The organism is Pedobacter gandavensis (assembly GCF_032678745.1).
Lineage (GTDB): Bacteria > Bacteroidota > Bacteroidia > Sphingobacteriales > Sphingobacteriaceae > Pedobacter > Pedobacter gandavensis_C.
In genome coordinates this window covers 1,524,589-1,550,998 of sequence record NZ_JAVTST010000001.1, presented here as the reverse complement: position 1 = coordinate 1,550,998, position 26,410 = coordinate 1,524,589, and the positions used below count along the sequence as shown (strand labels likewise).

The 26,410-nt window shown below is 38.7% G+C and carries 25 protein-coding genes; 17 read left to right on the top strand and 8 right to left on the bottom strand.

All coding sequences use genetic code 11. From position 1 onward, the window contains the following. Positions 1–17: 17 nt before the first annotated feature. Positions 18–863, bottom strand: coding sequence for an SDR family oxidoreductase (locus tag R2S10_RS06330; protein WP_316839602.1), 846 nt, complete (start codon positions 861–863; stop codon positions 18–20). Between the two features lie 72 nt (positions 864–935). After that, entirely contained in the window at positions 936–1,142 is a 207-nt protein-coding gene (locus tag R2S10_RS06325) for a cold-shock protein (protein ID WP_316839601.1), read from the bottom strand. Positions 1,143–1,507: 365 nt separating this feature from the next. Between R2S10_RS06325 and R2S10_RS06320 the strand changes: the two genes are divergently transcribed. The 12 genes from R2S10_RS06320 to R2S10_RS06265 all read left to right on the top strand — a co-directional run bounded on the left by R2S10_RS06320 (position 1,508) and on the right by R2S10_RS06265 (position 13,547). Beyond that, positions 1,508–1,714, top strand: a complete 207-nt coding sequence (locus tag R2S10_RS06320; RefSeq protein WP_316839600.1) for a hypothetical protein — start codon at positions 1,508–1,510, stop codon at positions 1,712–1,714. 281 nt (positions 1,715–1,995) lie between these two features. Then, entirely contained in the window at positions 1,996–2,331 is a 336-nt protein-coding gene (locus R2S10_RS06315; RefSeq protein WP_316839599.1) for a hypothetical protein, read from the top strand. A gap of 89 nt (positions 2,332–2,420) precedes the next feature. Continuing rightward, complete coding sequence (locus tag R2S10_RS06310; RefSeq protein ID WP_316839598.1) at positions 2,421–2,924, top strand: response regulator; 504 nt, start codon at positions 2,421–2,423, stop codon at positions 2,922–2,924. Further along, complete coding sequence (locus R2S10_RS06305; protein WP_316839597.1) at positions 2,924–4,000, top strand: sugar transferase; 1,077 nt, start codon at positions 2,924–2,926, stop codon at positions 3,998–4,000. The genes R2S10_RS06310 and R2S10_RS06305 overlap by 1 nt, the downstream gene beginning before the upstream one ends. Positions 4,001–4,048: 48 nt before the next feature. Continuing rightward, positions 4,049–4,744 (top strand): TolC family protein, encoded by a 696-nt coding sequence (locus R2S10_RS06300; RefSeq protein WP_316839596.1) that lies wholly within the window; start codon positions 4,049–4,051, stop codon positions 4,742–4,744. Positions 4,745–4,770: 26 nt separating this feature from the next. Next, on the top strand, positions 4,771–6,921 hold the full coding sequence (locus R2S10_RS06295; RefSeq protein ID WP_316839595.1) for an exopolysaccharide transport family protein: 2,151 nt from the start codon (positions 4,771–4,773) through the stop codon (positions 6,919–6,921). A gap of 53 nt (positions 6,922–6,974) precedes the next feature. After that, positions 6,975–8,438 carry an O-antigen ligase family protein gene (locus tag R2S10_RS06290; protein WP_316839594.1) on the top strand — a complete coding sequence of 488 codons (1,464 nt, stop codon included), beginning with the start codon at positions 6,975–6,977 and terminating at the stop codon, positions 8,436–8,438. 95 nt (positions 8,439–8,533) lie between these two features. Further along, positions 8,534–9,163: an acyltransferase gene (locus tag R2S10_RS06285; RefSeq protein ID WP_316839593.1), complete on the top strand. Its 630-nt coding sequence runs from the start codon at positions 8,534–8,536 to the stop codon at positions 9,161–9,163. Between the two features lie 9 nt (positions 9,164–9,172). Further along, on the top strand, positions 9,173–9,952 hold the full coding sequence (locus tag R2S10_RS06280) for a glycosyltransferase family 2 protein (RefSeq protein ID WP_316839592.1): 780 nt from the start codon (positions 9,173–9,175) through the stop codon (positions 9,950–9,952). 6 nt (positions 9,953–9,958) lie between these two features. Then, a complete protein-coding gene (locus tag R2S10_RS06275) occupies positions 9,959–11,176 on the top strand; it encodes a glycosyltransferase (protein WP_316839591.1) in 1,218 nt (405 codons plus the stop codon). A gap of 46 nt (positions 11,177–11,222) precedes the next feature. Next, positions 11,223–12,401 carry a glycosyltransferase gene (locus R2S10_RS06270; protein ID WP_316839590.1) on the top strand — a complete coding sequence of 393 codons (1,179 nt, stop codon included), beginning with the start codon at positions 11,223–11,225 and terminating at the stop codon, positions 12,399–12,401. A gap of 24 nt (positions 12,402–12,425) precedes the next feature. After that, on the top strand, positions 12,426–13,547 hold the full coding sequence (locus tag R2S10_RS06265) for a glycosyltransferase family 4 protein (RefSeq protein WP_316839589.1): 1,122 nt from the start codon (positions 12,426–12,428) through the stop codon (positions 13,545–13,547). Here the strand turns inward: R2S10_RS06265 and R2S10_RS06260 are convergent. Beyond that, positions 13,530–14,357, bottom strand: a complete 828-nt coding sequence (locus tag R2S10_RS06260) for a glycosyltransferase family A protein (RefSeq protein WP_316839588.1) — start codon at positions 14,355–14,357, stop codon at positions 13,530–13,532. The two genes, R2S10_RS06265 and R2S10_RS06260, sit on opposite strands and share 18 nt — an antisense overlap. A 169-nt stretch (positions 14,358–14,526) precedes the next feature. Between R2S10_RS06260 and R2S10_RS06255 the strand changes: the two genes are divergently transcribed. Further along, complete coding sequence (locus R2S10_RS06255) at positions 14,527–15,102, top strand: gluconate 2-dehydrogenase subunit 3 family protein (protein WP_316839587.1); 576 nt, start codon at positions 14,527–14,529, stop codon at positions 15,100–15,102. 6 nt (positions 15,103–15,108) lie between these two features. Then, positions 15,109–16,797, top strand: coding sequence for a GMC family oxidoreductase (locus R2S10_RS06250; RefSeq protein WP_316839586.1), 1,689 nt, complete (start codon positions 15,109–15,111; stop codon positions 16,795–16,797). Positions 16,798–16,805: 8 nt separating this feature from the next. Here the strand turns inward: R2S10_RS06250 and R2S10_RS06245 are convergent, their stop codons facing one another. The 4 genes from R2S10_RS06245 to R2S10_RS06230 are packed head-to-tail and all read right to left on the bottom strand — an operon-like array spanning position 16,806 to position 20,376. After that, the gene (locus R2S10_RS06245) at positions 16,806–17,234 is read right to left on the bottom strand and encodes a hypothetical protein (RefSeq protein ID WP_316839585.1); all 429 of its coding nucleotides are present in this window, start codon (positions 17,232–17,234) and stop codon (positions 16,806–16,808) included. A gap of 4 nt (positions 17,235–17,238) precedes the next feature. Beyond that, positions 17,239–18,678, bottom strand: coding sequence for a GMC oxidoreductase (locus R2S10_RS06240; protein ID WP_316839584.1), 1,440 nt, complete (start codon positions 18,676–18,678; stop codon positions 17,239–17,241). Positions 18,679–18,691: 13 nt separating this feature from the next. Then, positions 18,692–19,675 (bottom strand): UbiA prenyltransferase family protein, encoded by a 984-nt coding sequence (locus R2S10_RS06235; protein WP_316839583.1) that lies wholly within the window; start codon positions 19,673–19,675, stop codon positions 18,692–18,694. A 2-nt stretch (positions 19,676–19,677) separates the two neighbouring features. Continuing rightward, positions 19,678–20,376: an HAD family hydrolase gene (locus tag R2S10_RS06230; RefSeq protein WP_316839582.1), complete on the bottom strand. Its 699-nt coding sequence runs from the start codon at positions 20,374–20,376 to the stop codon at positions 19,678–19,680. A 76-nt stretch (positions 20,377–20,452) separates the two neighbouring features. Here R2S10_RS06230 and R2S10_RS06225 point away from each other — a divergent pair, with 76 nt between their 5' ends. The 3 genes from R2S10_RS06225 to R2S10_RS06215 all read left to right on the top strand — a co-directional run bounded on the left by R2S10_RS06225 (position 20,453) and on the right by R2S10_RS06215 (position 24,468). Beyond that, the gene (locus R2S10_RS06225; protein ID WP_316839581.1) at positions 20,453–22,027 is read left to right on the top strand and encodes an ArnT family glycosyltransferase; all 1,575 of its coding nucleotides are present in this window, start codon (positions 20,453–20,455) and stop codon (positions 22,025–22,027) included. Positions 22,028–22,197: 170 nt separating this feature from the next. Then, positions 22,198–23,562 (top strand): lipopolysaccharide biosynthesis protein, encoded by a 1,365-nt coding sequence (locus R2S10_RS06220; RefSeq protein WP_316839580.1) that lies wholly within the window; start codon positions 22,198–22,200, stop codon positions 23,560–23,562. Positions 23,563–23,583: 21 nt separating this feature from the next. Further along, positions 23,584–24,468 (top strand): glycosyltransferase family 8 protein, encoded by an 885-nt coding sequence (locus tag R2S10_RS06215; protein ID WP_316839579.1) that lies wholly within the window; start codon positions 23,584–23,586, stop codon positions 24,466–24,468. Between the two features lie 59 nt (positions 24,469–24,527). Here the strand turns inward: R2S10_RS06215 and R2S10_RS06210 are convergent, their stop codons facing one another. Further along, on the bottom strand, positions 24,528–25,853 hold the full coding sequence (locus R2S10_RS06210; RefSeq protein WP_316839578.1) for a hypothetical protein: 1,326 nt from the start codon (positions 25,851–25,853) through the stop codon (positions 24,528–24,530). Between the last annotated feature and the right edge of the window lie 557 nt (positions 25,854–26,410).

Sequence of the window (26,410 nt, the reverse complement as noted above, 5' to 3'; positions counted from 1 at the left end):
TGCAGCAATATATCAATTTATAAGTGATCAGTATCCATCCATTTAGAAAAATCAGCGATCCGGTATTGGTAATTTAGGGTAGAATTGGCTGTACTGGAAATAATTTTCCATTTTAATAGCTCATCCTGGAAGCTAGGTAGGGGAAGACCAGATTGTTGCGCGGCTTTAACGTAGAACTCTTGTTTGCTGGGGTGATCCGGGCTGCAGACATTGTAAATTCGTCCAAATGCAGCCTGCTGGATCAGAGTCAGGGTGAATTCAACACAATCTTCCTGGTGTAGGAGGTTAACCGGGGCTTGTCCATTAGGAATGTCCTGCTTTCCGGCAAAGAACCTTCCTGGATTTCTTCCAGGGCCTATGAGTCCGGCGAAACGAAGGATGGTAGTGGAAAATGAAGGGTTTGATGCTAATAATTGTTCTGTCTCCAGTATTGCTTTTCCTGATTCGGTATCAGGCTGGGCCGGTGTAGATTCTGTGATTTCAGCATTAGCATCAGCATACACCGCAGTAGAACTGATAAAAATGACTTGAGGTATTTTTTGTGATGAGGCCAGAGCCGCAATTTTTTTGATCTTCCCCGGGAAAGAAGACTGTTCTGAACTACTTCTTTTGGGGGGGATGGCAATCAATAAAATATCGGTATGGAAAAAGTCGGGATCACTTTCTACGCTATGCTCCTGAAAGTTCAGTAGAAATGGCAGGATTGATAAAGAGGAGAGAAGTTCCAGTTTATCAGGACTGGTGCTGGATCCTTTTACGGTATAACCTTCGGCGACCAGTCGTTTAGCCATTGCTAATCCGTACCAGCCACAACCAAGTATACTAATGGTTTGTTTCTTTTGAACTATTGAGTTGCTTTCCATCGGAAGGATGTTTTGTAAATAAAAAAAGGGGTAATGCCTGAGCATACCCCCTTTGTAAAATGAATGTTAAGACTAAAGAACGGTTACGTTTGAAGCCTCAGGACCTTTTTTTCCTTCATTCAATTCGAATTCTACGTTGTCTCCTTCATTCAATTCTCTGAATGAATCTCCTGCAATCGCAGAAAAATGTACGAAAATATCTTTTCCTCCATCTTCTGGAGTTATAAATCCAAATCCTTTTGCAGAATTAAACCATTTAACTTTTCCTGTTGTACGCATATTATTATATATATATTTCGATGTGAAAATAATGAATTGAACATTAATATCAAAATCTTAAAATAAGGGTGGAGGATATTTTAAATTCAAGAAATTTTATTTTGTTAAAACCTATATTAGAGGGACTTGTTCATCGCTTGGTGTCATTGCCCGAAGAAGGGGCTGCTCAATTTGATTTCCTTTCCCGATGATGGGCAACCTTTATCGTGCTTAAATCCCCTGACTGAAGTTGCAGTGGGAAGCGGAATTTTTGATGGAAAATTAAATGAAGAGGAAATGTAAGAATACAGAGCTAAGACATTGAAAAGAGCGCTAAGGAATGGGCTAACCTGGAAAAAGAAAAAGAACAATTAAAAAATATCGTTATGGAGGATAAGAAATATCGACGTAAAAGCAGAATTTATGAAGAAAGAAATAACCTTGGCTTGGATGCTGATGGCTCTTCTGAGGATTTTTCATTTAACAGTTATTTGAATAGTGACCATGAGCGGGTTACTGGGAATCCAGATGGGGAGAATGACCTGGGGCGGGCAAATAGTCCTGCTGAACCAGATGCTTTAATGGACAAATAGGATACTTGTGTAAGCCTCATAATGCCGCTTTAACTATTGTAGAAAAATGCCCACAATGGGGCGTTTATTGGGAAAATAAACCACCTTTATTAGAAGTTTATGAAATCATCAATAATATTTTCAATATCGAAAATGGCGCTCAATTGGCTTGCATCTTAGTTTATTGCTTTATTTTTAGCTTCATTTCCTCAAAATAAAGGCTTGGCTTGGTTTTTTCCTTTAATAGCTTAGAAAACTACAGGAAAATGAAAGCAATATATCCTTTATTATTATTTATTGTTGTGGCACTAAGTAGCTGTAAGAAGGATAATTCTTTGGATAGTCTTTCTCAGGTAATTTTAAAGCGTGAAGGCCTTTTGAGGGTAGAATGCAATAAATGTGAAGTGAATTATCAGATCAACAATAAAGAATATAGTGTGGGGATTGACAAGGGTAGTAATGACATGGCGTTTTACTATTCTGGTGATGTAGATCTGAAAACAGAAGTGGTATCTAAAGAAGATCAAAAGATTAGGGTTTTGGTTATGGACTCCTTTGGAAGGATAGTCTCTAATGAATTGAATAAGTGGACTGAGGGTGAGAGTCGTAAGCAGACGTTTGTGATCAATATTAAATAATTGAGCTGAACCGAAATACTGAATGTGGTGATTCCTGCTTTTTTTTAATCAAAGGAAGTTTAATTAAAGGTTTAACTAGAAAAAGCATTATGTTTACAGATAAAATCAGTAACAACAATAGTACAACCAGTGCCCCAGAAACGGATCATTATCCATATTTGGATAAATTTTTGTTGTGGAGTGCAGGTAAGACGCATACTAAAGAATACATGGAAGGTAAAAACGGTCACAAAAAAAGTATATTAATTGTAGATGACGAACTAAGTATTCTTAAGTTGTTGAGTTTTATTTTAGCTGCAGATTACGATTTAATCATCAAAAAGAGTGGGATAGAGGCTATTGCCTGGTTAGAAGAAGGTAATGACCCGGATTTGATTATCTCTGATTTAATGATGCCTTATTTTGATGGAAGTTCTTTAATTAGAAATCTTAAAATCAGCGGCTTTTATAGAAATACTCCGGTAATCCTGTTGTCAGGTGCTGAGGATCTTGCTGAAAAAGTAAAAAATATGCCGTTTAAAATAGACAGTTATCTGGAAAAACCATTTAATCCGGCAACCTTAAAAACTCAAATTGCTCAACTTATCGCATAATGAACACGTCTACAATTAATCGTCCTCAAATAAATGCTAAAATTGTGCATTTTGGGAAACTCCTTAAAAGTGTGATTTCTGAGGAGTTTGATGCCAATGTAGAGCAAATGGATGATCCGGAAGATTTCAAAAGATACCTGGATCAGCAATCCTTATTAACATTACCGGATATTATCTTAATCGAAGTAGATGACAATAAAAATTGCTTTGATCAAATCCGGGAAATTAAGAAAAACCCATTGCTTCATGGTTTGATTATCGTTTTACTCGGAATTAAAGAAGATAAAAACTGGAGAAAACAAGCATTAGACCTGAAGGTAAATGATTATTATACCTATCCATTTCCTTTAGAAGATTTTTGTGAAAGACTGAATTTTTTAGTTAAATTTAAGTTAATCAAACCTAAATTAATGGAGCTCGCCCAACAGGTAGAGGTAGAATACCAAACACCATTCGCTAAACGCGCGTTTGATGTGATTGCATCAGGGATGGCCCTGTTGTTCTTATTTCCATTATTTATTGTAGTCGCGATACTGATCCGACTGGAATCTAAAGGCCCGGTAATTTACAAAAGTAAACGCGTAGGTGCTGGTTATCGCATTTTCGACTTTTATAAATTCCGATCCATGCGAAGTGATGCAGATAAAATGCTGGACTCAATCGCCAATCTGAACCAATATGCCAATGAGTCTGATAAAAAGAACGGCAAAGCCGCTTTTGTGAAATTTAAAGACGATCCAAGAATTACCAAATTAGGAGCCTTTTTGAGGAAAACAAGTATTGATGAGCTGCCACAGCTGATCAATGTTTTCATTGGAGATATGTCGCTGGTAGGTAACCGTCCATTGCCTTTGTATGAAGCAGAGCAATTGACCACCAATGAATGGTCTACCAGATTTTTGGGACCTGCAGGTTTAACCGGTTTATGGCAAATCAGCAAAAGAGGTAAGAAAGATATGTCTGAAACGGAACGTAAAGAACTGGATAACTATTATGCTGACAACTACTCGATCTTGCTCGACCTTAAAATTATATTAAAAACGATTCCTGCTTTAATTCAAAAGGAAGAAGTATAACCTAAAAACCTCAATTAAAAATTAACAATCTTATTAACGAATCAGAATATGAAAACTTTCTTTAAACTCACGTTGGCTTTACTAATGTTCTTTAGCCTTGATACCTTTGCTCAGGAATCTATTATCGGCGAGGTAAACTATAAAGATCTGGAGAAATATATTACTTTAGCCCGTCAAAATTTCCCTAGAAAGCAACTTTTAGACACTAGGGTAGAGGGTGCGCATACCGCCATTCCAATCAATACTTTGTCGTATCTTGACATTTTTAGTGCTTCTTACTTTTACAGACCAGATAATAATCCGGTAATTACCGCTCCAGGTGTTCCAAATGCCAATCCTTACTCGGTGAATGGTGTACAATTAGGTATTAACTTAAATCTAGGTTCATTTTTAGCTAAACCATACCTGGGTAAACGTGCTAAAGCAGAATATAAAATTGCGAAATTGGAAGCCGAAGAGTATGGCAATACCCTTGTTGTGGAAGTAAAGAAAAGATATTATGCTTATATTCAACAAATCACTCAGTTGAAAATCAACACACAAAGCGTGCAGGACAACAAAAACGTGGCTGATAACTTGAAATATAAATTTGAGAAAGGTGAAATCTCATTAGATACTTATAACCAATCCAGAATTAATTTGTCTTCTGCGCTGACTTCTAAAATTCAATCCGAAGTGAGCCTTTTAACTGCAAAAGATGCTTTAGAAGAGATCATTGGTATGAAATTATCAGACGTTAAATAAAAAAAATATATCATTATTTTAGTTCAATGGATTTTAAGGCTTTTTTTAAACATTTAAACCGATACAAGTGGCTGATCATTTTAGTGCCGATTGTTGCAGTAGCAATAACGTACTTCATGGTGAAAAATATGCCCAAAGAATATAGCTCCGAAGCCCAGATTTCTACAGGATTAGTGGATCAGTCGAAGCAGGTATATACTGAAGGTGGACAAGGAAGGGATTATTTCCAGACCAGTCAGCAGTTTTCCAATATTATGGAAAAGATGAAAATGAAGAAAATCATGAGTATTCTTTCTTATACTCTGACCCTTCATGACCTGGAAAATCCTCAGTCCGCATTTAAAAAGTATAGCCAAAAAGTTGACTCTTTAACCGCGCCTCAAAAAAAGGAGGTGATTGACTTACTGAAAAGTAAGATGGAGAAAAAAACTGTGTTGACTATTTCGGATAACAAAGATAAATATCCCTTGTATGATATTGTAGCTTCTATGGGCTATGATGATCAGGCGCTTAACAAGAAACTGAACATCTATCATGGGGATGGGAGTGACTTTATTACAGTGAAATTTACTTCTGAAAATCCAGAGCTTTCTGCTTATGTGGTGAATACGCTGGCTAAAGAGTTCATTTCGAACTATACCCTGGATGTAAATTTCAATCAGAACAACTCGATTGTATTGCTGGATTCCTTGCTGCGCAAGAAAGAAGAGGTAATGAATCAGAAAAATGAGGCATTGAGGAATTTCAAGATGGCTAATGGAGTCTTGAACCTGGATAAACAAAGTGAAATTGTGTACAGTCAGATTTCACAGAATGAAGAACTTAAAGCACAGGCCATCCGATCGATTCAGTCTAATCAGGGGGCTATCGCTGCAATTGAAGCTAAACTGAGAGGGATTGACCCTTATGTTGGTGGAAATGTAGTGTCGGAAAATAGAGATATTGTAAACCTTAAAAACCAACTTAAAACGGCGAACGACCGTTATATTGATGGTGGGTTTAAGCAATCTGATAAACGTAAGATCGATTCCCTGACCAATATTCTGAATACGATGACTGCCCGTAACTCCGACAGTAACATCACGGATCCTACAGCTTCAAAGCAAAACCTGATTCAACAAAGAGCTGCCTTGCAAATTGCAACTGATCAGGCGAAAAGCAGTATCGCCTCTATTGACAGAGAATTGGCAATGTTGAGAGGTAAGTATAATAAAATGGTGCCTTTTGATGCAGGAATTCAGAATTATGAAAGAGATGCAGATCTGGCGACTAAGGATTATATGGAAGCTTTAAATCGTTACAATCAAACCAGAACGGAACAGAATATCGGATTAAAGTTAAACATCGCACAATATGGATTAATCGGTACACCAGAACCTTCAAAGGCACTGATTTATTTGGCGCTTTCCGGAATTGGAAGTTTCTCTTTATGCTTTATGGCAGTTGTTGGACTATTCTTTCTTGACAATAGCATTTATACGCCTAAGCAATTGGAACAAGCTTCTAGCCTACCAGTTATTGGAAACCTGACTTTAGTAGATGTACAGGGGAAATCAATTAAAAGCATTTGGAATGATGCCAATAATCCTGATTATATCGCCTATAAGAATTTGTTGAGGTCCATTAGGTTAGAGATTTCAAACCATATGGAGGCGGATGATAGTAAAATCCTCGGCATTACCAGTCTTGGTGAAGGAGAAGGAAAATCTTTCCTTGCTTCCAGTTTAGCGCAGGCTTTTGCCATGACTGGCAAGAAAATTCTGCTGATTGGTGGGGAAACGCATACGCCGGAATCCAGTAATACCAAAGAACTGGTGACAAGGGAGAATTTTGAGACCTTTTTGGTGAAGAAAGAAATTCGTACTGAGGACCTGATCACGGTACTGAACAAAAACAACGACAATACTTCTCTTTTAGAATTGCAAAGCAATAAGAACCTGAAAGCAGGTTTCGAAATTTTAAGAGAAGAGTTTGACCTGATTATTATTGACATCAATAGCATGAGAGACCTTAATATTGCTAAGGAGTGGATGATGTTCACAGAAAAGAGTTTGATTGTTTTTGAAGTAGGCGGTGTGATTTCTGATACAGACAGGGACGCTCTTGAATATCTAAAAGAACAACCAGGATTATTGGGATGGGTTCTGAATAAAATTCGGACGAACAGTAAAAACTAAATCTTAATTTTAGGTTCCTACCTTTAATGATTAGATTTTTTAACAGATTTTAAATGCACAGTACACCCGGATCCAAGCAGCGCAATAAATTGAATATTACAGTGATCTCTCTTGTAATATTCATTTGTCTCTGTACTTCCGTATTTGTGGTGAATGTTGGGGTAATCGCACCAGTTTTAGTTATTGCGATTTCCTGCCTCATCGCCATGCAGATTTCTTTCATTAAGGAGCCTACTATGGCCATATGGATGCTCGTATTCTATGTCTTTACCTTTGGTATCTTAGGTAGGGAGGTAGGTGGATTCCCTTATGGAACCTTGCAAGAGGGGATCTTATTGTTGGGTTGGCTCACCGTCATCTTTACTGCTGACAGGTATGAATGGAAGAACCTGAACAATGATTTTGTCTGGCTATTGACCGTTTGGCTGATTGTGAGTATCCTGCAACTGGGAAACCCAGCCGGCGCCAGTCCACAGGGCTGGTTGCAAGAGATCAGAGCAGCAGCCCTATATCCTTTCTTAGTAGTGCCATTGGCCTTTCTTTTATTGAAGAAAAACCAGGATTTAAATACCTTTCTTTACCTGATCATTGGACTTTCCTTACTCGCTTCTTTCAATGGACTTAAACAACAGTACATCGGTCTTTCTCCTGGAGAACAACGTTTCTTAGACGAGGGAGGTGCTAATACTCACCTGATTTGGGGAAAGTTAAGGGTCTTTTCTTTTTATAGTGATGCCGGTCAGTTTGGTGCTTCACAGGCCCATATTGCTTTGATCGCATTGATCCTGGCGCTAGGTCCCTTTAAATGGTGGAAAAGGGGCTTGTTGTTAATTGCATCAATGATCATGATTTACGGAATGCTTATTTCAGGTACCCGTGGAGCATTGTTCGCTTTAATTATTGGATTGATGCTGGCATTGGTGTTGAGTAAGAAGTTTAAGGTGATGATTGTTGGCGGAATGGTGGCGCTTGCTTTCATCGGCTTCCTGAAATATACCAGTATTGGTGATGGAAATTACCAGATTCTAAGGTTGAGATCAGCATTGGATCCAAAGGAGGCTTCGCTGAATGTGCGTCTGGAAAATCAGAAAATTCTAAGAACTTACCTGGCCAGCAGACCTTTTGGTGGTGGTCTGGGCGTGATCGGAGTATGGGGTGAGGTCTATAATAAAGATAAATTCCTTTCCACGGTGCAACCAGATAGTTATTGGGTAAAGGTGTGGGCAATGTATGGAATTGTAGGTTTTATACTCTGGTTCTGTATCATGATGTATATTCTGGGGAAATGTTGTGGCATTGTTTGGAAAACGGAGGACAAGGTGTTGAGAATAAAAACAATGGCCTTGACTTCAGGCTATGCAGGTATTTTATTCTGTAGCTATGCCAATGAGGTAATCAATACAGCACCTTCCTCTTTTGTGGTCTACATTTCCTGGGTATTGGTATTTATCAGCCCGAAAATTGAAGAAGAATTAAGGAATCAACAAAAAAATAGTTTAACACAAAAACTACTATAATGCCATACGAGATATTCGCTATTCCGGCTTTGATTTGCTTTTTGATTGGGTTTTTCAAAGGGAAAAAGAAAAATGAAAACTAAATTTTAGCATTGATGTCTATAGTTGAAAAGATAAAATCTAATCCTGCCCTGAAACAGCTGGCCTTGAAACTGATGATCCCTTCGAATGAACATCGTCCGAGACTATGGGTACGATGGTTTGTGAATCCATTTATCCATAAAAGAGGAAAGTCATCTATCATCAGGAGTAGAACAAGAATGGATGTATTTCCCTACAATCAATTTAAACTGGGGACTAAATCTGTTATTGAAGATTTTGCAACCATTAACAATGGGGTTGGGGATGTGATTATTGGGGATCAAACGATTATTGGGCTTGGGAATGTGGTGATTGGGCCTGTAACTATTGGTAATGAGGTGATGCTTGCTCAAAATATTGTGATTTCTGCTTTGAACCATGGTTATGAAGATCCGACGATCTCGCCAAGGAGACAAAAAGAAACCTGTAAACAGATTATTATTAATGATGATGTATGGGTAGGTTCGAATACAGTGATAACTGCTGGTGTAACCTTAGGTAAACATTGTATCATTGGTGCAGGAAGTGTGGTGACAAAAGACATTCCTCCATTTAGCGTGGCAGTAGGTAACCCGGCAAGGGTAATTAAACAATATAATCCGGAATCGGGCATCTGGGAGCGGGTCAATCCTTCCAGCATTTAATTTATAATTATGATAGCAACAGTTGAGCGCTTTGATGACGTCTCGTTAATGATTACCCATTATAACCGTAGCAGGTCTTTGGAACGACTGCTGTCGGAAATAAAAAAAGCGAATTGTTCTTTTAACTCGATTGTGGTAGCGGATGACAGCAGTTCTGCTGAGCATGTAGCCTACATTCGCTCTTTACAAAATACTTATGATTTTGAGCTGCTTACAGGTCCGGTAAACAAAGGCTTGGGTAATAACCTGAATAAAGGTCAGGATGCAGTTAAAACACCTTATACGCTCTATATTCAGGAAGATTTCATCCCATTGGAAGGCTTCGCTGAAAAGCTTAAAAACGGCCTTTCTTTATTGAAAGAAAATGCTGATTTTGATATGGTGCGTTTTTATGCCTATTCTAAATATCCTTACCTGAAAACTTGTCGCGATGGATTCTCAGAAATGCTGTTTAAATGGTGGTATCCCGGATTAGATAAATTTGCTTATTACAGTGACCATCCTCATTTGAGAAGAAGCACCTTCTTTCAAAAGTTCGGACGTTATAAGGAAGGAGTTTCCGGGGATAAAACGGAATTCTCAATGATGATGTCTTTCTTAAGGAATAAAGGCAAGGCTTTTTTCTATGAACAACATAAATCGGCTTTAGAACAGCTGAATTCTGAATCGGAACCGAGTACAATGACCAGGGATAAATGGAGAAATAGTGACAACTTTTTCATCAGAAATCTGAGAACTGTTTATCGTTACCTCAACTGTTATTCGGCATTATATCTACGGAAAATTTAAGGATAGATGGGTGAAATGATCAAAAACAGGGATATTGTAGTCATTGGACAACAGCCATGGGATACGGAGATTGGCAGCAACTGTAAAAATATTGCATTGGAATTTAGCAAACATAACCGTGTGCTTTATATCAATTCTCCATTAGATAGGATTACCCTGTACAGAAATAAACAAGATGCCAAGATCAGGAAACGATTGGAGGTGATTCAAGGGAAAGCAGAAAACCTGATTCCCATTCAGGATAACCTATGGAATTTTTACCCGGATAAAATGGTAGAATCCATTAACTGGATCGGTAGTACCAAGGTGTTTTCTTTCCTGAACTTAAGAAACAATAAAAAGCTTGCCGGATCAATTGAAAAGGCTTTGAAAAGGTTGAATTTTCAAGATATCATCCTTTTCAACGATAATGAAATGTTTAAAGGCTTCTACCTTAATAAGCTCTTAAAGCCGGATCTGAGTATTTACTACTCCAGAGATTATATGGTGGCAGTGGATTATTGGAAAAAACACGGTGAGGAGTTGGAGCCGAAACTTATTGCCAGCAATGACCTATGTGTGGCCAATTCTACTTTTTTGGCAGACTATTGTAAACAGTTTAATCCTCATTCCTATTACGTTGGACAGGGTTGCGACCTGGATATCTTTGTGGAGGATCCGGAAAAGCAGGCTCCTGCAGATATTGCAGCACTGAAGGGACCAGTAATTGGTTATGTAGGTGCCTTGCAAAGCATTCGCCTGGATATTGAAATTATTTCGCATCTGGCATTGTCCAGACCGGAATGGAATATTGTGTTGGTAGGCCCTGAAGACGAGGTTTTTAAAAACAGTGTGCTTCATGGTATTCCAAATGTGCTTTTTACAGGGATTAAACCAATTGCCGATTTACCGGATTATATCAATGCTTTTGATGTATGTATCAATCCGCAGTTGGTAAATGAGGTAACCATTGGTAATTATCCAAGAAAAATTGATGAATATCTGGCAATGGGGAAACCCGTAGTTGCTACCGCTACAAAAGCGATGGAAACTTTTAGCGATTTCGTTTATCTTGCGGAATCTAAAGAGGACTATGTAAGTATGGTAGCGCTCGCATTGGAAAATGATAGTCAGGAACTGCACACTTCAAGGAGAGGTTTTGCCTTGGAGCATACCTGGGAAAATAGTGTGGCAGAAATATATAATGCAATAGGATTGGTTCAGAAGGAGCGATCTACAAGCTAATTGTTCTAAAATAAATGGCCTAAGGCTGGTGATAACGGGTTTTAATATGGAGGTTTTATACTTTATTTTTGTGGTATTGCAAGTGTTGGTTGGGGTTCATTTGATCTTGCCTCTGATATTGTATTTACTTCATTTTAATAAGAAAAAGGATTTACCGGCTGCGACTATTGAAAATAAATCCTACGATTATGCCATCATTGTAACGGCCTATCAGCAGACCAATTTGCTGCCTTCAGTAGTAGATTCTATTCTGAAATTGAATTATAAAAATTACCTGGTTTATGTAGTTGCAGACAATTGTGACATCACAGGCCTGGATTTTAATAGTGATAAAGTGATACTGCTGCGCCCTGAAGAAACTTTAGCCAGCAATACTAAATCACATTTTTATGCGGTAAAGCATTTTAAAAGAGATCATGAATTCCTGACCATTATCGACAGTGATAATCTGGTGGAACCGGAGTATCTGAATGAACTAAATGCCTTTTTTGCAAGAGGATTTATAGCCGTTCAGGGTGTCCGTAAAGCAAAAAACCTGAATACAGATTATGCTTGCCTGGATGAGGCTGGTGATATGTATTATCGTTTTATTGACCGGAAATTGTTATTTGATGTGGGTTCTTCCGCCTCACTTGCAGGTTCTGGAATGGCTTTTACCACTGCATTTTACAGGGAATGCCTGGAGTCTTTAAATATCGAAGGTGCCGGTTTTGATAAAGTCCTGCAAATGGCAATTTTAGACCGTGCAGAACGCATCGCTTTTGCTGAAAAGGCGATTGTATATGATGAGAAAACCTCTAAACCCGATCAGTTGGTGAACCAGCGGGCACGTTGGATCAATACTTGGTTTAAATATGCCGGAAGAGGTGTTAAATTGCTGGGAATTGGTCTGGTAAAATTCAACTGGAATCAGTTTTTATGTGGGCTGGTTTTCTCCAGACCTCCTTTGTTTATCATTGTTGGCTTAACAGGGCTCAGCATTTTAGCCGATTTATTCCTGATGCCGGGCATGTTGGTTTTTTGGGGCTTTGCCATATTGAGTTTTTTCCTGATTTTCTTCATTGCCCTGAATTATTTTAAAGCACCTAAAGTGGTGTATCATGCACTGCGCAAAATTCCTATGTTCATCTTTTTACAGATCTTATCTTTATTCAGAGCAAAACGTGCGAATAAAATTTCTACAGCAACGGTACATTACCATGAACACAAAATTGATGAAGTCTAACCACAGCCCATTTTATTTAAGCATATGTTAAGAAAAATAAAGATCCTTCAGGCCATCAGACAAGGTAAAGTGGGTGGAGGAGAAACTCATGTGTTAGATTTGGTTAATGAGTTGAATAAGGCGGAATTTGAATCTGTAATTCTATCCTTCACTGAAGGACCTATGGTGGAAAAATTGCGTGCTGATGGATTTAAAGTCTATGTGGTTCCTACTGAAAAACCATTCAATTATAAGGTCTGGAAAGCGGTAAGGAAAATTGTGGAGCAGGAAAAAATAGACCTGATTCATGCACATGGGACGCGTGCAAATTCCAATACTTTTTCTACTGCGAAATCTCTCGGCATCCCATTGATCTATACTGTTCATGGCTGGTCATTTCATCCGGATCAATCTTCCACCGTAAAGATGATTCGTACCCTAAGTGAAAGGTTTTTAGTGAAAATGGCAAATAGAACGATCTGTGTTTCTCAAAGTAACCTGAAGGAAGGGCAGTCGAAATTCCCAATGCAGGATGCTACTGTAATTCTTAACGGGATCAATCAGCAGAAATTTAATCCTGATCTGTCATTTAAGGACATAAAAGGGGAATTGAATATTGCTCCAGAAGCTGTCCTGATCGGATATATTGCCAGAATTACTGCACAAAAGGAACCGCTTAATTTTATACGCGGAATTGCGAAGGTTCCCACGCATTTGAATGCGAAATTTTTGATCGTTGGTGATGGAGACTTAAAAGTCGAAATGCTGGAGCTGGCAACTGCTCTAAACCTGAATGACCGTGTGGTTTTTCAGGATTTCAGAACTGACATCCCTGATGTACTCCATGCGGTAGATATATTTTGTTTGCCTTCACTTTGGGAAGGCTTGCCCATTGCACTATTAGAGGCTATGGCCATGAAAAAAGCAATTGTTGCAACAGAAATTGATGGGATTAACGACCTGATCAATCCTAATGAAAATGGACTGCTGATCCCTATTGCCAGTCCGGATAAAATTGCAGAGACCATCACCTTATTGATTGAAAACACAGAATTGCGGAACAGACTCGGGCAGCAGGCTGGAGCTACTGTTCGCGAAAAATTCAATGTCGACAGGATGACCAGGAGCGTAGAAGAAGAATATAAAAGGTTAGTTCCTCTTACGTAGATGGGTAAAACTTAGGTTTTTCACCAGTCGGTCATAAGTTGCTTTATAGATTCCGCCATCAATTTGAATCCTTCTATCGGTAGTCCATACAATACTTCTGTTGGTAGTTACCCAATGGAATTTTCCATAACCTTTATCCCGGAGTTTAATTGCCAGCCAACCATCTTCATTTGTTCCGGCAGGATGATTAAATCCATCTACGGAAAGACATTCTAACCTTCGGCAGGAAGAGTTAAATCCATAAACATTGAGCGCTTCTTCTTTAAAGAGCTGACAGATTTTGCGGTTCAGATCTGATACATATTCATAAAAGAAATACACCAGTCTAGGGGTTGCTGCAATCGGAATAAAAGAGAATTTACCGTAGGTCAGGCATACTGAGGAATCATTAATCAGTGGAGAAACCATGTCGTCTATCCATGGCGCAGGATAAATGGTATCTGCATCAGCATTGATGATGTATGTTCCTTTTGCAATGGCCAATCCGCCATTTCTTGCATTGGTAATTCCTTGTTTGGTTTCTGTAATGCAAGTCACCCCACATGCTGTGGCGAGTGCTTCGGTTGCATCTTTGGAATTGTTGTTCACCACAATTACCTCAATGCGGTGCATAGAAGAAGTTAAAGAAAGAGAATACAGGGTTTTCAAAATATTCTCTTCCTCATTATATGCAGGTATAATGATGGAAATCAGTGGATCTTCGGCATGTAATCTCTTGAAATTTGCGGCAATACCTGGGATCTCTTTTTCTAGTTCGGCCCGTCCTTTGTTAAACTTAGATATATTGTTTGGAATAGATAAGGGTCTCATTAAAATGATTCTAGCGGTAAATTTCAATAAATATAATAAATTACCCCATAATACTCAATAAGTGTGCCTTATAATGGTTTAAACTTATTTTTTGGAGTAGATTTTCCTTTCTTAATTTGATAATATATCTATATATTTACGATGAAATGCTTAGGTTATTTAAATTAAAATGAACAGAAGGACGCTAATTAAAGGTATCGCTGTCTTTTCATCATTGGGGATCTCGTCTTTTTCTTTATACAAATGGTTTAGCTTAAGTGCAAAACCAGATCATCGTACGCTGCATGATATGCAGGGCTTAATTGCAGAATTAGCTGAGGTCATCATCCCCAGAACAGATACACCAGGTGCAAAAGATGCCATGGTAGAGGTTTTTATTGTAGATATGATCGAGTCATGTACGGATATTAAAACCCAGAATAATTTTATTTATGGGTTAAATGACCTGAAAGATTATACTTTAAGTAATTACAACACCAGCTTTTCCGATTGTTCCATCAATGATAAAATTGCAATCCTAAAGCATTTTGAGAAAAAATCTACCTATCATTATCATATTTTAAATAAGATTGATCGTAAATTTTTAGGTCAGCCTTTTTTTGTTAAGCTGAAAGAACTCACCATTGAGGGATATTGCATTTCAAAAATTGGGGCAACTAAGGGATTAGAATACGATTATATTCCCCATAATTTCCAGGCATGTATTCCGCTCACCAAAAACCAGAGATCCTGGGCAACAAAATAGTTTTATATGTATAGGTCAAAAGATGCTGGTACTACTTACGACGCCATAGTGATTGGCTCAGGAATTAGTGGCGGTTGGGCAGCAATGGAATTGTGTAAAAAAGGAATGAAAACTTTGCTGCTGGAAAGAGGTAGAGAAGTACAACATATCAAAGATTACCCTACCGCTATGTTGAATCCATGGGATTTTAAACACGGGATGAATCATACGCTACTGGAAGCTAAAGAAAGTCCGGTTCAATCCAGAAATTCTGATCCTGGAAATGCACATTTTTATGTGAATGATACGGAACATCCTTACCTTCAGGATAAGCCATTTGATTGGGTAAGAGGGTATCAGGTAGGTGGGCGTTCACTCACTTGGGGACGACAGTGTTACCGTTGGAGTGACCTTGATTTTGAGGCAAACTTAAAAGATGGACATGGGGTAGACTGGCCGATACGTTACCATGATATCGCTCCATGGTATGGATATGTCGAGAAATTTATAGGCGTAAGCGGCAAACCTGAGGGACTTTCACATCTACCTGATGGGGAATTTTTACCCGCAATGGAATTGAATTGTATAGAAAGTCATCTGGGAGATGCGCTTCGTCGTAATGACCAGAATAGATTGCTGACGATCGCGAGAGTGGCCAATTTAACAAAGGGATGGGACCATAGAGGGCCTTGTCAAAATCGAAACTTGTGTTCTAGAGGATGTCCTTTTGGAGGTTATTTCAGTAGCAATAGCTCTACGATTCCTGCCGCTTTTGCCACTGGAAACTTAACTTTACGCGCTCATTCAATTGTTGCAGAGATCTTATACGATGATCGTCTTCAAAAGGCGATAGGAGTTAGGGTAATAGACAGTCTGACTAAAGAAAGCTTCAACTATTACGCGAAAATTATATTTTTAAACGCCTCTACGATTGCAACTGCAGGGATTTTATTGAATTCTAAGTCGAAGAGATTTCCCGATGGGATGGGCAATGATAGTGGGGAATTGGGGCACAACCTGATGGACCATCACTCTTCTTCGGGTGCTTATGGCGTTTACGACGGCTATAAAGAAACTTATTATAAAGGCAGGAGGCCAAGTGGTTTTCTGATCCCGAGGTATCGGAACCTTAAAAATGAAAATGATCTGGATTTTGTTCGAGGATACAATATTCAAGGTCATGGTGAGCGTGCGGAATGGAATGACCGTTCCGGAGAAGATGGCTTTGGTGTAGAGTTTAAAAGTAGACTGACCAGTCCTGGGCCATGGTCTATCTGGATGGCCGGGTGGGGAGAATGTTTGCCTTATCATGAGAATAAAGTTAGCCTGGATAGTCATCAGGTAGATAAATGGGGACTTCCACAAATGAGGATCGATTTCGAGTTTAAGGAGAATGAAGACCGGATGATGGATGATATCAAGTACAGTTCCGGAGAAATGTTGAACGATGCGGGTTTCAGGGACATTCAGATTTTTAATTACCACAGACCGGGTGGCGCAACTGTTCATGAAATGGGAACAGCAAGGATGGGAAGAGATCCGAAGACCTCTGTGTTAAATGGTTACAATCAGATTCATGCGGTTAAAAACGTATTTGTGACTGATGGAAGTTGTATGGCTTCTTCTGCTTGTCAGAATCCTTCCTTGACCTACATGGCGCTTACTGCAAGGGCTTGCGAATATGCGGCCAATGCGTTAAAAAATGGAAAACTGTAAATACTTATTTATTCTGACTGGCTTTCCGGTGGATAAATCTGGAAGGAATAAGGGTTGGGAATCGGACTTTTATAGGGGTTGTATAGCCCCAGGTAATTGATGGTTCTGCTTTCGTCGGTTTTGTAAATGAAGAAATCTGTCGACAATAAATAGTATTTAATCAGATCGTATACTTGTGCAGATTGATTCGGACCAATTCTCAAATAATAAAAGGTTTTCCACCTTAAGTTGACCAGCATATCATTGATTGAGCTATTGAAAAAATCATCCACATATTTTTCCAGGCCATTAGGTTCCAGTTTTAAGTAATGGAGTTCCTTTTGAATCATCTGTACCACGAATTTCCTTAGTGGGGGTGCAGAAATATATAGTGCTGGTGGAAGGATCAATAAGCCTGTAGAAATGCCTGCAAGGATAAAAAATGTTCTTCTTTTCATGAGCTTAGAATGAATGGTCTGCGGAATATAAAGAGAGTGCTGCGAGGGTCAGGGTAGGATTGGAAGCACTAAAGGTTGTAAATGAACCGGCGCCCAGCACAAACAAATTTCTATATTGGTGGTGTAGCATATGTTTATCGACCACACTATCTGCCTCAGTTTGCCCCATTCTTGTTCCACCAATAATGTGGCCTTCATTAGGAAATGGTTCCAGGTATTTTAATTTTTCTACCGGCAAACAAGATAAGATACCCGGAAGTGTCTTTTTCATATTTTCAATACCTCTCATGGTATAATCAGAACGCTTTGTAAAACTAACCCTTGGAATTAATTTATTGGCAGAGGGTTTAATGAAATTTTCTTCCAATGGTAAATCTTCAAAAAGCATTCGGAAAGAAGCCATATTTAACCATTTTCCTCGCTCCAGTCTAATATAATAGGGTGCATTATTGGTCTCAATCAGGCAGGCTGCATGGTCTTTCCGATGCGCTCCATCGTATAGCATATAACCGTTCGCATTTACCCAGGTACTTCCTCCGGTATTTTTCATATTGTCCAAGTAAATGAGTACCTGCATTCCCAGTTGTTCTCCAAAACCTTTTCCGGTAAACACATTGCTATCACCTGCATTGAGCAGGATATTGGAGTTGAAAATTGGGTTCGCACCCAGCACAATCACTTCTCCAGCAATCTCAAAATCTTTTCCATCTTTTTCGTACAGGACTTTTTTGATTTGATTTCCGGCGCTCAGCAGGCTATAAACCTGGGCACCAAAAATAAGCTCAATCTGCTCATTTTCATAAACGCCTATTTCACTGTTTTCAACAGTGAATTTAGCATTAACCGGACAGATGTCGCAAGTAGAACTGGCAAAACAGGCATTCCTGCCTTTAGTTGGCCTGCTGGCTCTTGCAGTAGGCTGACTTATGTATTTATTGCCATAGGTTTTGTTCAGGATCTTGTCGACTGCCGTAAAGGTATGCGGAGGAAGGGGGTATTTCCCCTTTCTTGGAAATGGAGTGTCCTCCGGTCCCGATATAGACATCAGTTCTTCCGCTTCATAATAATAAGGATCCAGGTCATCGTAGTTCAATGGCCAGTCTTTTTCTATGCCGAATAAGCTGTTCATTTTGAAGTCGGAAGGCATAAACCTTGGTGTACAACCCCACCAGCAATTGGAACAGCCCCCAAATCCTAAGGTAAAAGGCCATCTTTTTGCTTTGTTTTCATTGATAATCGCATCCTCCCATGGTTCTTCCATATGACCGAAATCAGAAGGCTCTCCTTTTTTGATCTTTAATCGCTCCGCATGAGGGAAAAGCTGACCCCGATCTAATACCAGAATTCTTTTAGGTCCTTTGTTTTTCTCCAGGTATTTCTTTAAAAAGAAGGTGGAGGCAAAGCCGGTACCTACCACAATTAAATCATAATAATCGTATTTCATCTATAAAATGGCTTTAGTAATTGTTGGCATTTTGAAGGAACCAATGTAGCCATGGAATTTCAACAAACATCAGGATACATAATAAAGAGGTAAACAGGAAAAGGTACAGCATAAACCACTTTCTGGTATGCAATTTTTCAGTACCCTGTACTGGCGAATCATTTAAAAGACCAATTCTGAGGTACCAGGAAAATAGCAATGCAAAGAAAGGAAAACTGACCAATAGTTCAATGCGGTCTTTAATAAGGAATATTCCCATAAAAAAGGCACAGGTAATGGCGTAAAAAAACATAGAGACCAACAGGCTGTTCTCCGAATAGTATTTAAATGATCTGCGGTATTGCCCGGCGAGTTCAGGGTCGCCAATTAGGCGATACTCTGCAAATCGCTTCGTGGCCATTAAAAATGCACCACCCATCCAATAGGCGATAATGATACTGGCAGGAGGGAAGGTGTTGATCCAGTTCAGATCCCATTTTGTATCCGGGATGCCCAATGAAGGTGAAAAGATAAACCAGCCCAATGCAAAGCGGATGGGATTATTAATAGATTCCGATAGGACATCCAGGAACACCCGTTCCTTACTTCTAAAAGGGCGGACGTTATAAATGATGCCCATAAAGAGTAGAAATGCGGAGGTAATCAGGAATTTCCAGGAAACGAGAAAAGCGATAAAGAGGCCTAGTATTGCTAAAATGCTGTACTCCAGGTAAACCAACTTAGGGTTTACTTCGCTGACTACCAAAGATCTTTTCTTTTTCAAAGGGTGGAACTTGTCAAATTCCGCATCTAAATATTCATTGATCACATAGTTTGCCGAAGCAATCAGGCAGGTACTGATGATTCCTGCAATGATTTTGAAAAGTAAATTACCGTCAAGGGGCGTTTTAAATACAGAGAGGGCAAACAGCATCCCTGGGATCATAAATATGTTTTTTACCCAGTTGTCTGGGCGGGCAATGGCGATATAGTCTTTGAGAACGGCCGCTTTTTTCATCTTTAATCCGTTGTTTCTATGAGTTTGTATTTGTTATAGCTTGCAATCAATTGAGTATATAAAAGGTTTGCTTCATTTCTATCTTTGCTGATCAAAAGAAATGGCATTCCCAGCACCATTGCTGATTGTCCATCGAGTTCTTCACGATCGCCAATAAAAACACATTGATTGGCGGGGTAATGTAAGGTGTTTAGAATGAAATTCAATCCTTTAGGGTTTGGTTTTAAGGCGCTTACTTCCGGGTCTGTAGCTGCGACAATAAGATCTGCCTGCAGGTTCATGGCACATAGCTTTTCTGCCGCTGGGTAATCCGAATAAACCACGATTTTAATTTTTTCTTTTCTCATCAATTCCAGGAATGGGATCAGGTCAGGATAGGTGTATTCCGATAGATATTTGTTCGGTTCCTGAAGTATCCATTTTGTAATCACTTTATTTATACGAGGCACCGAAAGGTTTAACTTATCCGCAGTTTGCTGATACTGCATTTCTTCCAGGTTTTCATATTGCTGCCCAGCCATTTTTTCTCGTGTTTTACGAAAATGATATAAAATGAAAAGATCCCTGATTTCCAAAGGATGGAATAAATAGTAGCCCAATAGCTGAAACAGCATTTTCTTTCTTAATTTCGACTGATGATACAGGGTTCCATCTACATCCAGTATGATTGCTTTTAAATTTATCCAGTCTAACTTGTTCACCTATAGTAGATTATTTTTTATAAATTTAAACATATTTCTATTATTTATATACTAATGTTCACCGATGGTTCTTAAAATGAAGCGAACCCTGTTGTCTAATTATAAAGTTTGGTTGTTATTATTTCTGATTTCAGGGATATTGCTAAGGTTGTACCATTTTTTCTATAACCGCGCTTTATGGATGGATGAAGTTTATCTTTCCAGTAGTTTACTCCGGATGGATTACCTGGATTTGGCGATGCAGCCTTTAGATTATCAACAAAAGGCCCCCATCGGTTTTCTGTGGACTGTCCGCTTTTTTGTAGAAATTTTTGGGCCGACTGAACAGGCATTGCGGCTATTTTCCTTGATTTGTGGAATCCTATCCCTGTTCCTGTTTATTCCCATTTGTCGGTATTTTACAAATGAAAAGGGGGCTGTAGTGTGTTTAGGGATTTTAGCCTTTGCCAGTCCACTGGTTTTTCATGCGGTAGAGGTAAAACAATACCAGACTGAAATGTTCACCACGTTACTAATTCTATATAGCTATATTAAGTATCAACAGAAAAGTACTTACCCTGATTTGTTAGTCTGGGGACTCATTGGTGCCTTGGTGTTGTGGTTTTCTTATGCAGCTATTTTTGTGCTTGCGGGGATAGCCACTGGTCTCAGTTTTTATAGAATAATAAAAAAGGATTGGCCGATGTTTTTCAGGCAGTGTATTCCATTCCTGATTTGGTTCCTCAGTTTTGGTATTAATTACCTCTATTTTACCCATAGGCATGCAGAGTCCAGATGGATTGTGGACTGGTTTGATTTTTATAAAAATTTTATGCCGATGCCTCCAAAGAGTATAGAAGATTTAGAATGGTATGCCCTTAATCTATATCGCTTGTTTGATTATCCATTAGGATTTCTTTGGACTGTAAAATGGCTGGTGCTGCTGCCACTCAGTATGTTGTTTTTAGGCCTTGCCCTTTTCTATAAACGACTGCAGGATTTTTTGGTTTTGTGTTTTCCCTTTTTATTCCTGTTTCTTGCCTCAGGATTGAAGCTGTACCCACTTACAGAGCGGTTTTGGGTATTTATCAGCCCAATACTCATTTTGTTTATCGGGAATGGCTATCTCTGGTGTGTATCACGCTTTCATAATCAGTTGTTTAATGTGGTTTTTGCGCTATTGCTGGGTTCCGGTTTGTTACTGAATTCTATGGAATATGTAAAGCATCCGGAAGAGCTCATTGGTCATAAACGGTCATTTCAAAGGGAGGCCCTTGCAGTACTGGAGGAGAAATTCCAGGCAGGGGATGTGGTCTACGTTTATTGGAATGACCTTCCAGGTTATAAAGTGTATCAAAGAATCCATCCTAGTTCGTTTAAGGCGATAGAAGGTAAAGATTACCGCTTTGTTTCAACAGATGTTAATAGTTATTTAAACCGTCTTAAGTCAGATTTTGAGGGTATTAAAGGAAAAAAACGGGTGTGGTTTCTCTATAATGATTATTACCGTACAGACATTGGCGATCCGATAGGTCAGCCTGCCTGGTATTATGAAAAAGGAGCAGATCCGATCTTAAAGTTATTGGCACATATATCTGCGCAAGGGAAGCAGGAAGCGGTTTTTAATTCTTTCGATGTAAAAATCTCCTTAATCACATTAAAGGGCAGATAAAGCTGCGAATATTCTAAAATATGAATTAACTTGGTCTGGAAATTAAGCGAATCGGGATTTTGGTATTAGATTACTGATTTTAGAAAACTGGCCTAAAAGTTGCCTATTCAGAGCTTTGAAATGAATGGGATGATTTAAGGTTTTAGATCGCTGCGCCATACTAATATTATATGTCCTTTATAAAAACGATACTTTCATCCTTTAAAAATATACATTTTCAATCTTTACTGGGAAATGGTGTAATGGCCATCTTTGGAGTGGTGACGATTGCAATTTTATACCGTGCCTTGCCTTTTAACGAAATCGGGGTATATGTTTTCTTCATGACGGTCTGGGGTCTGGTAGATACGGTTCGTTCCGGATTTTTAACCAATGCATTTATTAAATTTTACTCAGGAACTGCCAAGGAACGTGCTGATGAAGTGGTTGGCTCTACCTGGTGCCTGGCCTTAATTATTACCGGATGCTGTGTGCTGATCAATATCATTACCTTCTTTTTGTCCGCATATATTACTAATGAAGGAATGACTTTATTCCTGAAATATTTCTCCTTGATCTCCTTGGCTACATTGCCTTTATTTATGGCAAATCTGGTGGTTCAGGGGGATAAACGTTTTGATCGCTTACTTTGGCTCAGAATGATCAATCAGGTGCTTTTTATGGGGACAGTGATTGTATTGATATTTCTTCAAAAGGCGACTTTAACCGCGATTGTACTCACCTTTATCGGTTCTAATCTGATTGCCAGTATCAGTGTCCTGCTTTTGGGCTGGACCCGAATAGGAGCGATTAGTAAAGTCACTAAATCTGGTTTCCTGGAGATTTTTCATTTCGGAAAATATAGCGTAGGCTCAGGTTTAAGTGCCAATTTATTTAAAGTTACCGATACCTTTTTTATCAACTTTTTCCTCGGTCCATCCGCATTAGCGATTTATAGTTTAGGAGGAAGGCTAATGCAAATTATAGAGATCCCTTTATTGAGTTTTGCGGCTTCCGGAATGCCTAGCCTTTCTGCTTATTACAACAAGGGCCAGAAAGAAGAGATGATGTATGTCATGAAAAAAATGGTAGGAATGCTGTCTGTCTGCATTATTGGGATCGCAGGTGTGTCTATTATTTTTGCAGAGCCGATCATTGGCCTGATTGGTGGAGCGAAGTATATGGATACGGAAGCACCTAATTTATTCCGTATATTTATGACTATGGCCATTCTATTTCCTGCAGATCGTTTCTTCTCGCTGACCCTGGATGTGATTCACCTTCCCAAGATCAATTTCTATAAGTTGCTGATTATGCTGGCCGTAAACTTTACCGGAGATTTAGTCGGAATTTATCTGTTTAAATCCGTTTATGCTGTCGCGGTTGCAGACGTACTTCCAGTGATCATCGCCATTATTATCGCTTATTACCCACTCAATAAATATTATAAGTTTAACTTTTGGGAGATTTATGTGGTGGGATACAAAGAGGTTATTTTATTTATAAAACAGATATATTTTACACTTTTCAGCAGAGACAAGACTGCAAATCATTAAGCACCCTTTCTTATTTTGAATATGAAAAAAAACAATAACATTTCCATAGTAGTAGCAAGTGATAACCACTATGCTATACTGATCGCTGCCTTGTTAAAATCTATTGAGGTTAACCATAAAACAGAGGAACATATCGATTTTCATATTATCGATGACGGGATTTCTCCAAAAGTGAAAGAGAAATTAAGCGCGATTGCTGATCCGAAAATGATCACATTGAAATGGTTTAAAAGCAAGGAGATTGTACCATCAAATATTGTGATCCCTGTAGACAATTCAGCATTTCCATTAACGGTTTATATGCGCGTGTTTTCTCCATATGTGGTAGACCCGGAGGTAGATCGTTTGATTTATCTGGATGTGGATACGATTGTACAGGATGATATTTCTAAGTTATGGAACATCGACCTTGGCGAATATACGGTTGCTGCTGCGCAGGATGTAGGTAAAACTGTAGATTGTGAATGGGGTGGTATTAAGAACTACAAAGAGTTAGGCCTGACCGCAGATACTAAATATTTCAATTCAGGTGTACTGGTGATCGATCCTAAAAAATGGAGAGCAGAAGATTTATCTAACCAGGTGATTACTGCGTTGAGTACCCATAAAGAATACGTGCAATTGGCTGATCAGTATGGACTGAATGTAGTGTTGGCAAACAAATGGTTGCAATTGGATCCAAAATGGAACTGGTTCGCTTTTAAAGAAAATGAGAATCCTTACCTCGTGCATTTCCTGGATATCAAACCTATCTTTACTTCTTATAACTCGAAAGAGGTGTATAAGGATGAGTTTTACAGGTATTTATCAATGACACCATTTAAGGATTTTAAACCCATTAGCGGGAATCAGCGATACATTCGGAAGGTGATCAATAAGATCAAAAAAGCCTTTATGAAAATCTAAATAAAAAGGGCAGCCTTCGATAAGAAAGCTGCCCTTTTTAAATGCTCTAAATTCCTGTATTACATGGCTGCTGCGCCGATGCCACTATATTTTGATTGGAAGGTATTGATGTCAATAACGGCCTCCGCTTGTGTTGCAACGTATTTATTGTTAGTGTCCTTGGTGATCTTAGTATCACTCATGTTATTGATCATATTACCGATCTCTCTTTTGCTATTTAAATCAAAACCAAGGTTGTTGTAATATTCTAGGCTGCCAAAAGTGTTGTACAAGTCCAGGATCTGACCTTCAAAGTCTCTGGAAGTATTCATTTTTCCTACGGTGTTGTTGTATACTTTTGCATTGGCATAAGTAGACTTACCCGGATATATGTTTCTGCCGAATCCTTGTAATTCAAATGCACCATACTTTCTGGTATTGTAGCATATATTGTTATAGATTTCGTTGGTTGCAGGACTGCTTCCTCTCGAATAAAGCCACATTCTAATGGAGTTACCCTGATAATTGGTGAGTTTGTTCTCATGAAACTTACCATTACCCTGCATAAAGAAAATACCATTGTGGTTGTTGTTGTTGGCATTTACATTGTTCACTACATTGTGGTGGATGTCGTAATCCTGAACATTTGTAAAAGAACACAATGTACCTGCATCCGGAGTGTTTTGAAAAGTATTATAAGCAATTTCTACGTTTTTGAACAAGCCTGAATCTTCTCCTGTATCGCTGTTCAGATTACCTCCGAATGAAATTCCGCCGGCATTTTCGAACAGACAGTTAATGATCCTGAAATTTTCGGTCCTTGATTCAGCAGTTCCTGTGTAAGGGAAGCTGTCGCCATTGTTTTTTTCGCCTGCAATTACATAATCTCTTACGTTTTTGAAGCTCATGTTTCTGATAGTGATGCCGTTCATCCTACCATCCATACTGATGGCTCTGAAGCTAATATTTTCAAATTGGAATCCGTATTTCTGATCTGCTACATTATCTCCTGAGATCACCACATTGCTAATATTGCTGGTGTGCATGATGTTCGTGATTTTCACAATTCCATCATTTTTAATGAAGAAAGGTTTGTTGGCAGGAGCGGAGATATTTCTAATGAGAATAGAGCTATATCTGCCACCTTTTATTTTAATGAAAGCATTTGAGCTTACTTTAAGCGTTGAACCATCAATAGTTAACTCTTCACCTTCGCCGCGACCCAGTTCGATGACGGTTGCATCGGCAGGAACATCGCTTGGTGGTGCTGTTGGAGCTGGTGGAATTGGTGCTGTAGTTGGGGGAAGAACTTCAATTTCTGGAGGAGGAGTGGTATCTCCTTTTTTACATGCCATCAGGACGAATAGCCCAAATAAAAGAAATGGCATTTTGTATTTTATGATCATAAATTTCTTGAAGTTAATGTAATCGTTCCCCTAATATTTCTGCAATTGTAAGGATTTTTCAATCAACAATGGTAATGCTGAACATAGGCTGGTTATGTAGCATTTCCCTTTGAATTCCTAAAAAGCGTTTTTCCTCAATGTGGGGAATGTTTTTCCCACATTTTTAACAAATGTGGAATACCCTGGTAAATTTAATTATGACTTTTCTATGACTTTGCGATCTTAGGATAGCCCTCAAAACCTAGTTATGAAATGGTTACCTCTCCTTATTGCAGAAATAAGAAAGCAATAGCAGCTGAAATCCGCTAAAATACAATTGCAATGAACTCGTCCAGACTGACTTTTTTTATTCATTCACTGCTATTTTCTTAACAGGGATCAGGATTTCAAAACAATCATTGTAAAAGAATTGCGTAATTTCTGAATTAACAGATTTTTTAAGCACAAACTTTGCTGAGTAAGGAACAATAGTTATATTGGTACTCACAAAATGATTTTAATAATTGTGCCCCAACAGCTGATGATGTCGTCATTTTGTAGGTTATAAGAAGAGGTGG

Excerpts from the sequence above, each read along its gene's own strand:
- R2S10_RS06330 (WP_316839602.1), bottom strand. The coding sequence starts at position 863 with ATGGAAAGCAACTCAATAGTTCAAAAGAAACAAACCATTAGTATACTT.
- R2S10_RS06325 (WP_316839601.1), bottom strand. The coding sequence starts at position 1,142 with ATGCGTACAACAGGAAAAGTTAAATGGTTTAATTCTGCAAAAGGATTT.
- R2S10_RS06320 (WP_316839600.1), top strand. The coding sequence starts at position 1,508 with ATGGAGGATAAGAAATATCGACGTAAAAGCAGAATTTATGAAGAAAGA.
- R2S10_RS06310 (WP_316839598.1), top strand. The coding sequence starts at position 2,421 with ATGTTTACAGATAAAATCAGTAACAACAATAGTACAACCAGTGCCCCA.
- R2S10_RS06305 (WP_316839597.1), top strand. The coding sequence starts at position 2,924 with ATGAACACGTCTACAATTAATCGTCCTCAAATAAATGCTAAAATTGTG.
- R2S10_RS06300 (WP_316839596.1), top strand. The coding sequence starts at position 4,049 with ATGAAAACTTTCTTTAAACTCACGTTGGCTTTACTAATGTTCTTTAGC.
- R2S10_RS06295 (WP_316839595.1), top strand. The coding sequence starts at position 4,771 with ATGGATTTTAAGGCTTTTTTTAAACATTTAAACCGATACAAGTGGCTG.
- R2S10_RS06290 (WP_316839594.1), top strand. The coding sequence starts at position 6,975 with ATGCACAGTACACCCGGATCCAAGCAGCGCAATAAATTGAATATTACA.
- R2S10_RS06285 (WP_316839593.1), top strand. The coding sequence starts at position 8,534 with ATGTCTATAGTTGAAAAGATAAAATCTAATCCTGCCCTGAAACAGCTG.
- R2S10_RS06280 (WP_316839592.1), top strand. The coding sequence starts at position 9,173 with ATGATAGCAACAGTTGAGCGCTTTGATGACGTCTCGTTAATGATTACC.
- R2S10_RS06275 (WP_316839591.1), top strand. The coding sequence starts at position 9,959 with ATGGGTGAAATGATCAAAAACAGGGATATTGTAGTCATTGGACAACAG.
- R2S10_RS06270 (WP_316839590.1), top strand. The coding sequence starts at position 11,223 with ATGGAGGTTTTATACTTTATTTTTGTGGTATTGCAAGTGTTGGTTGGG.
- R2S10_RS06265 (WP_316839589.1), top strand. The coding sequence starts at position 12,426 with ATGTTAAGAAAAATAAAGATCCTTCAGGCCATCAGACAAGGTAAAGTG.
- R2S10_RS06260 (WP_316839588.1), bottom strand. The coding sequence starts at position 14,357 with ATGAGACCCTTATCTATTCCAAACAATATATCTAAGTTTAACAAAGGA.
- R2S10_RS06255 (WP_316839587.1), top strand. The coding sequence starts at position 14,527 with ATGAACAGAAGGACGCTAATTAAAGGTATCGCTGTCTTTTCATCATTG.
- R2S10_RS06250 (WP_316839586.1), top strand. The coding sequence starts at position 15,109 with ATGTATAGGTCAAAAGATGCTGGTACTACTTACGACGCCATAGTGATT.
- R2S10_RS06245 (WP_316839585.1), bottom strand. The coding sequence starts at position 17,234 with ATGAAAAGAAGAACATTTTTTATCCTTGCAGGCATTTCTACAGGCTTA.
- R2S10_RS06240 (WP_316839584.1), bottom strand. The coding sequence starts at position 18,678 with ATGAAATACGATTATTATGATTTAATTGTGGTAGGTACCGGCTTTGCC.
- R2S10_RS06235 (WP_316839583.1), bottom strand. The coding sequence starts at position 19,675 with ATGAAAAAAGCGGCCGTTCTCAAAGACTATATCGCCATTGCCCGCCCA.
- R2S10_RS06225 (WP_316839581.1), top strand. The coding sequence starts at position 20,453 with ATGAAGCGAACCCTGTTGTCTAATTATAAAGTTTGGTTGTTATTATTT.
- R2S10_RS06220 (WP_316839580.1), top strand. The coding sequence starts at position 22,198 with ATGTCCTTTATAAAAACGATACTTTCATCCTTTAAAAATATACATTTT.
- R2S10_RS06215 (WP_316839579.1), top strand. The coding sequence starts at position 23,584 with ATGAAAAAAAACAATAACATTTCCATAGTAGTAGCAAGTGATAACCAC.
- R2S10_RS06210 (WP_316839578.1), bottom strand. The coding sequence starts at position 25,853 with ATGATCATAAAATACAAAATGCCATTTCTTTTATTTGGGCTATTCGTC.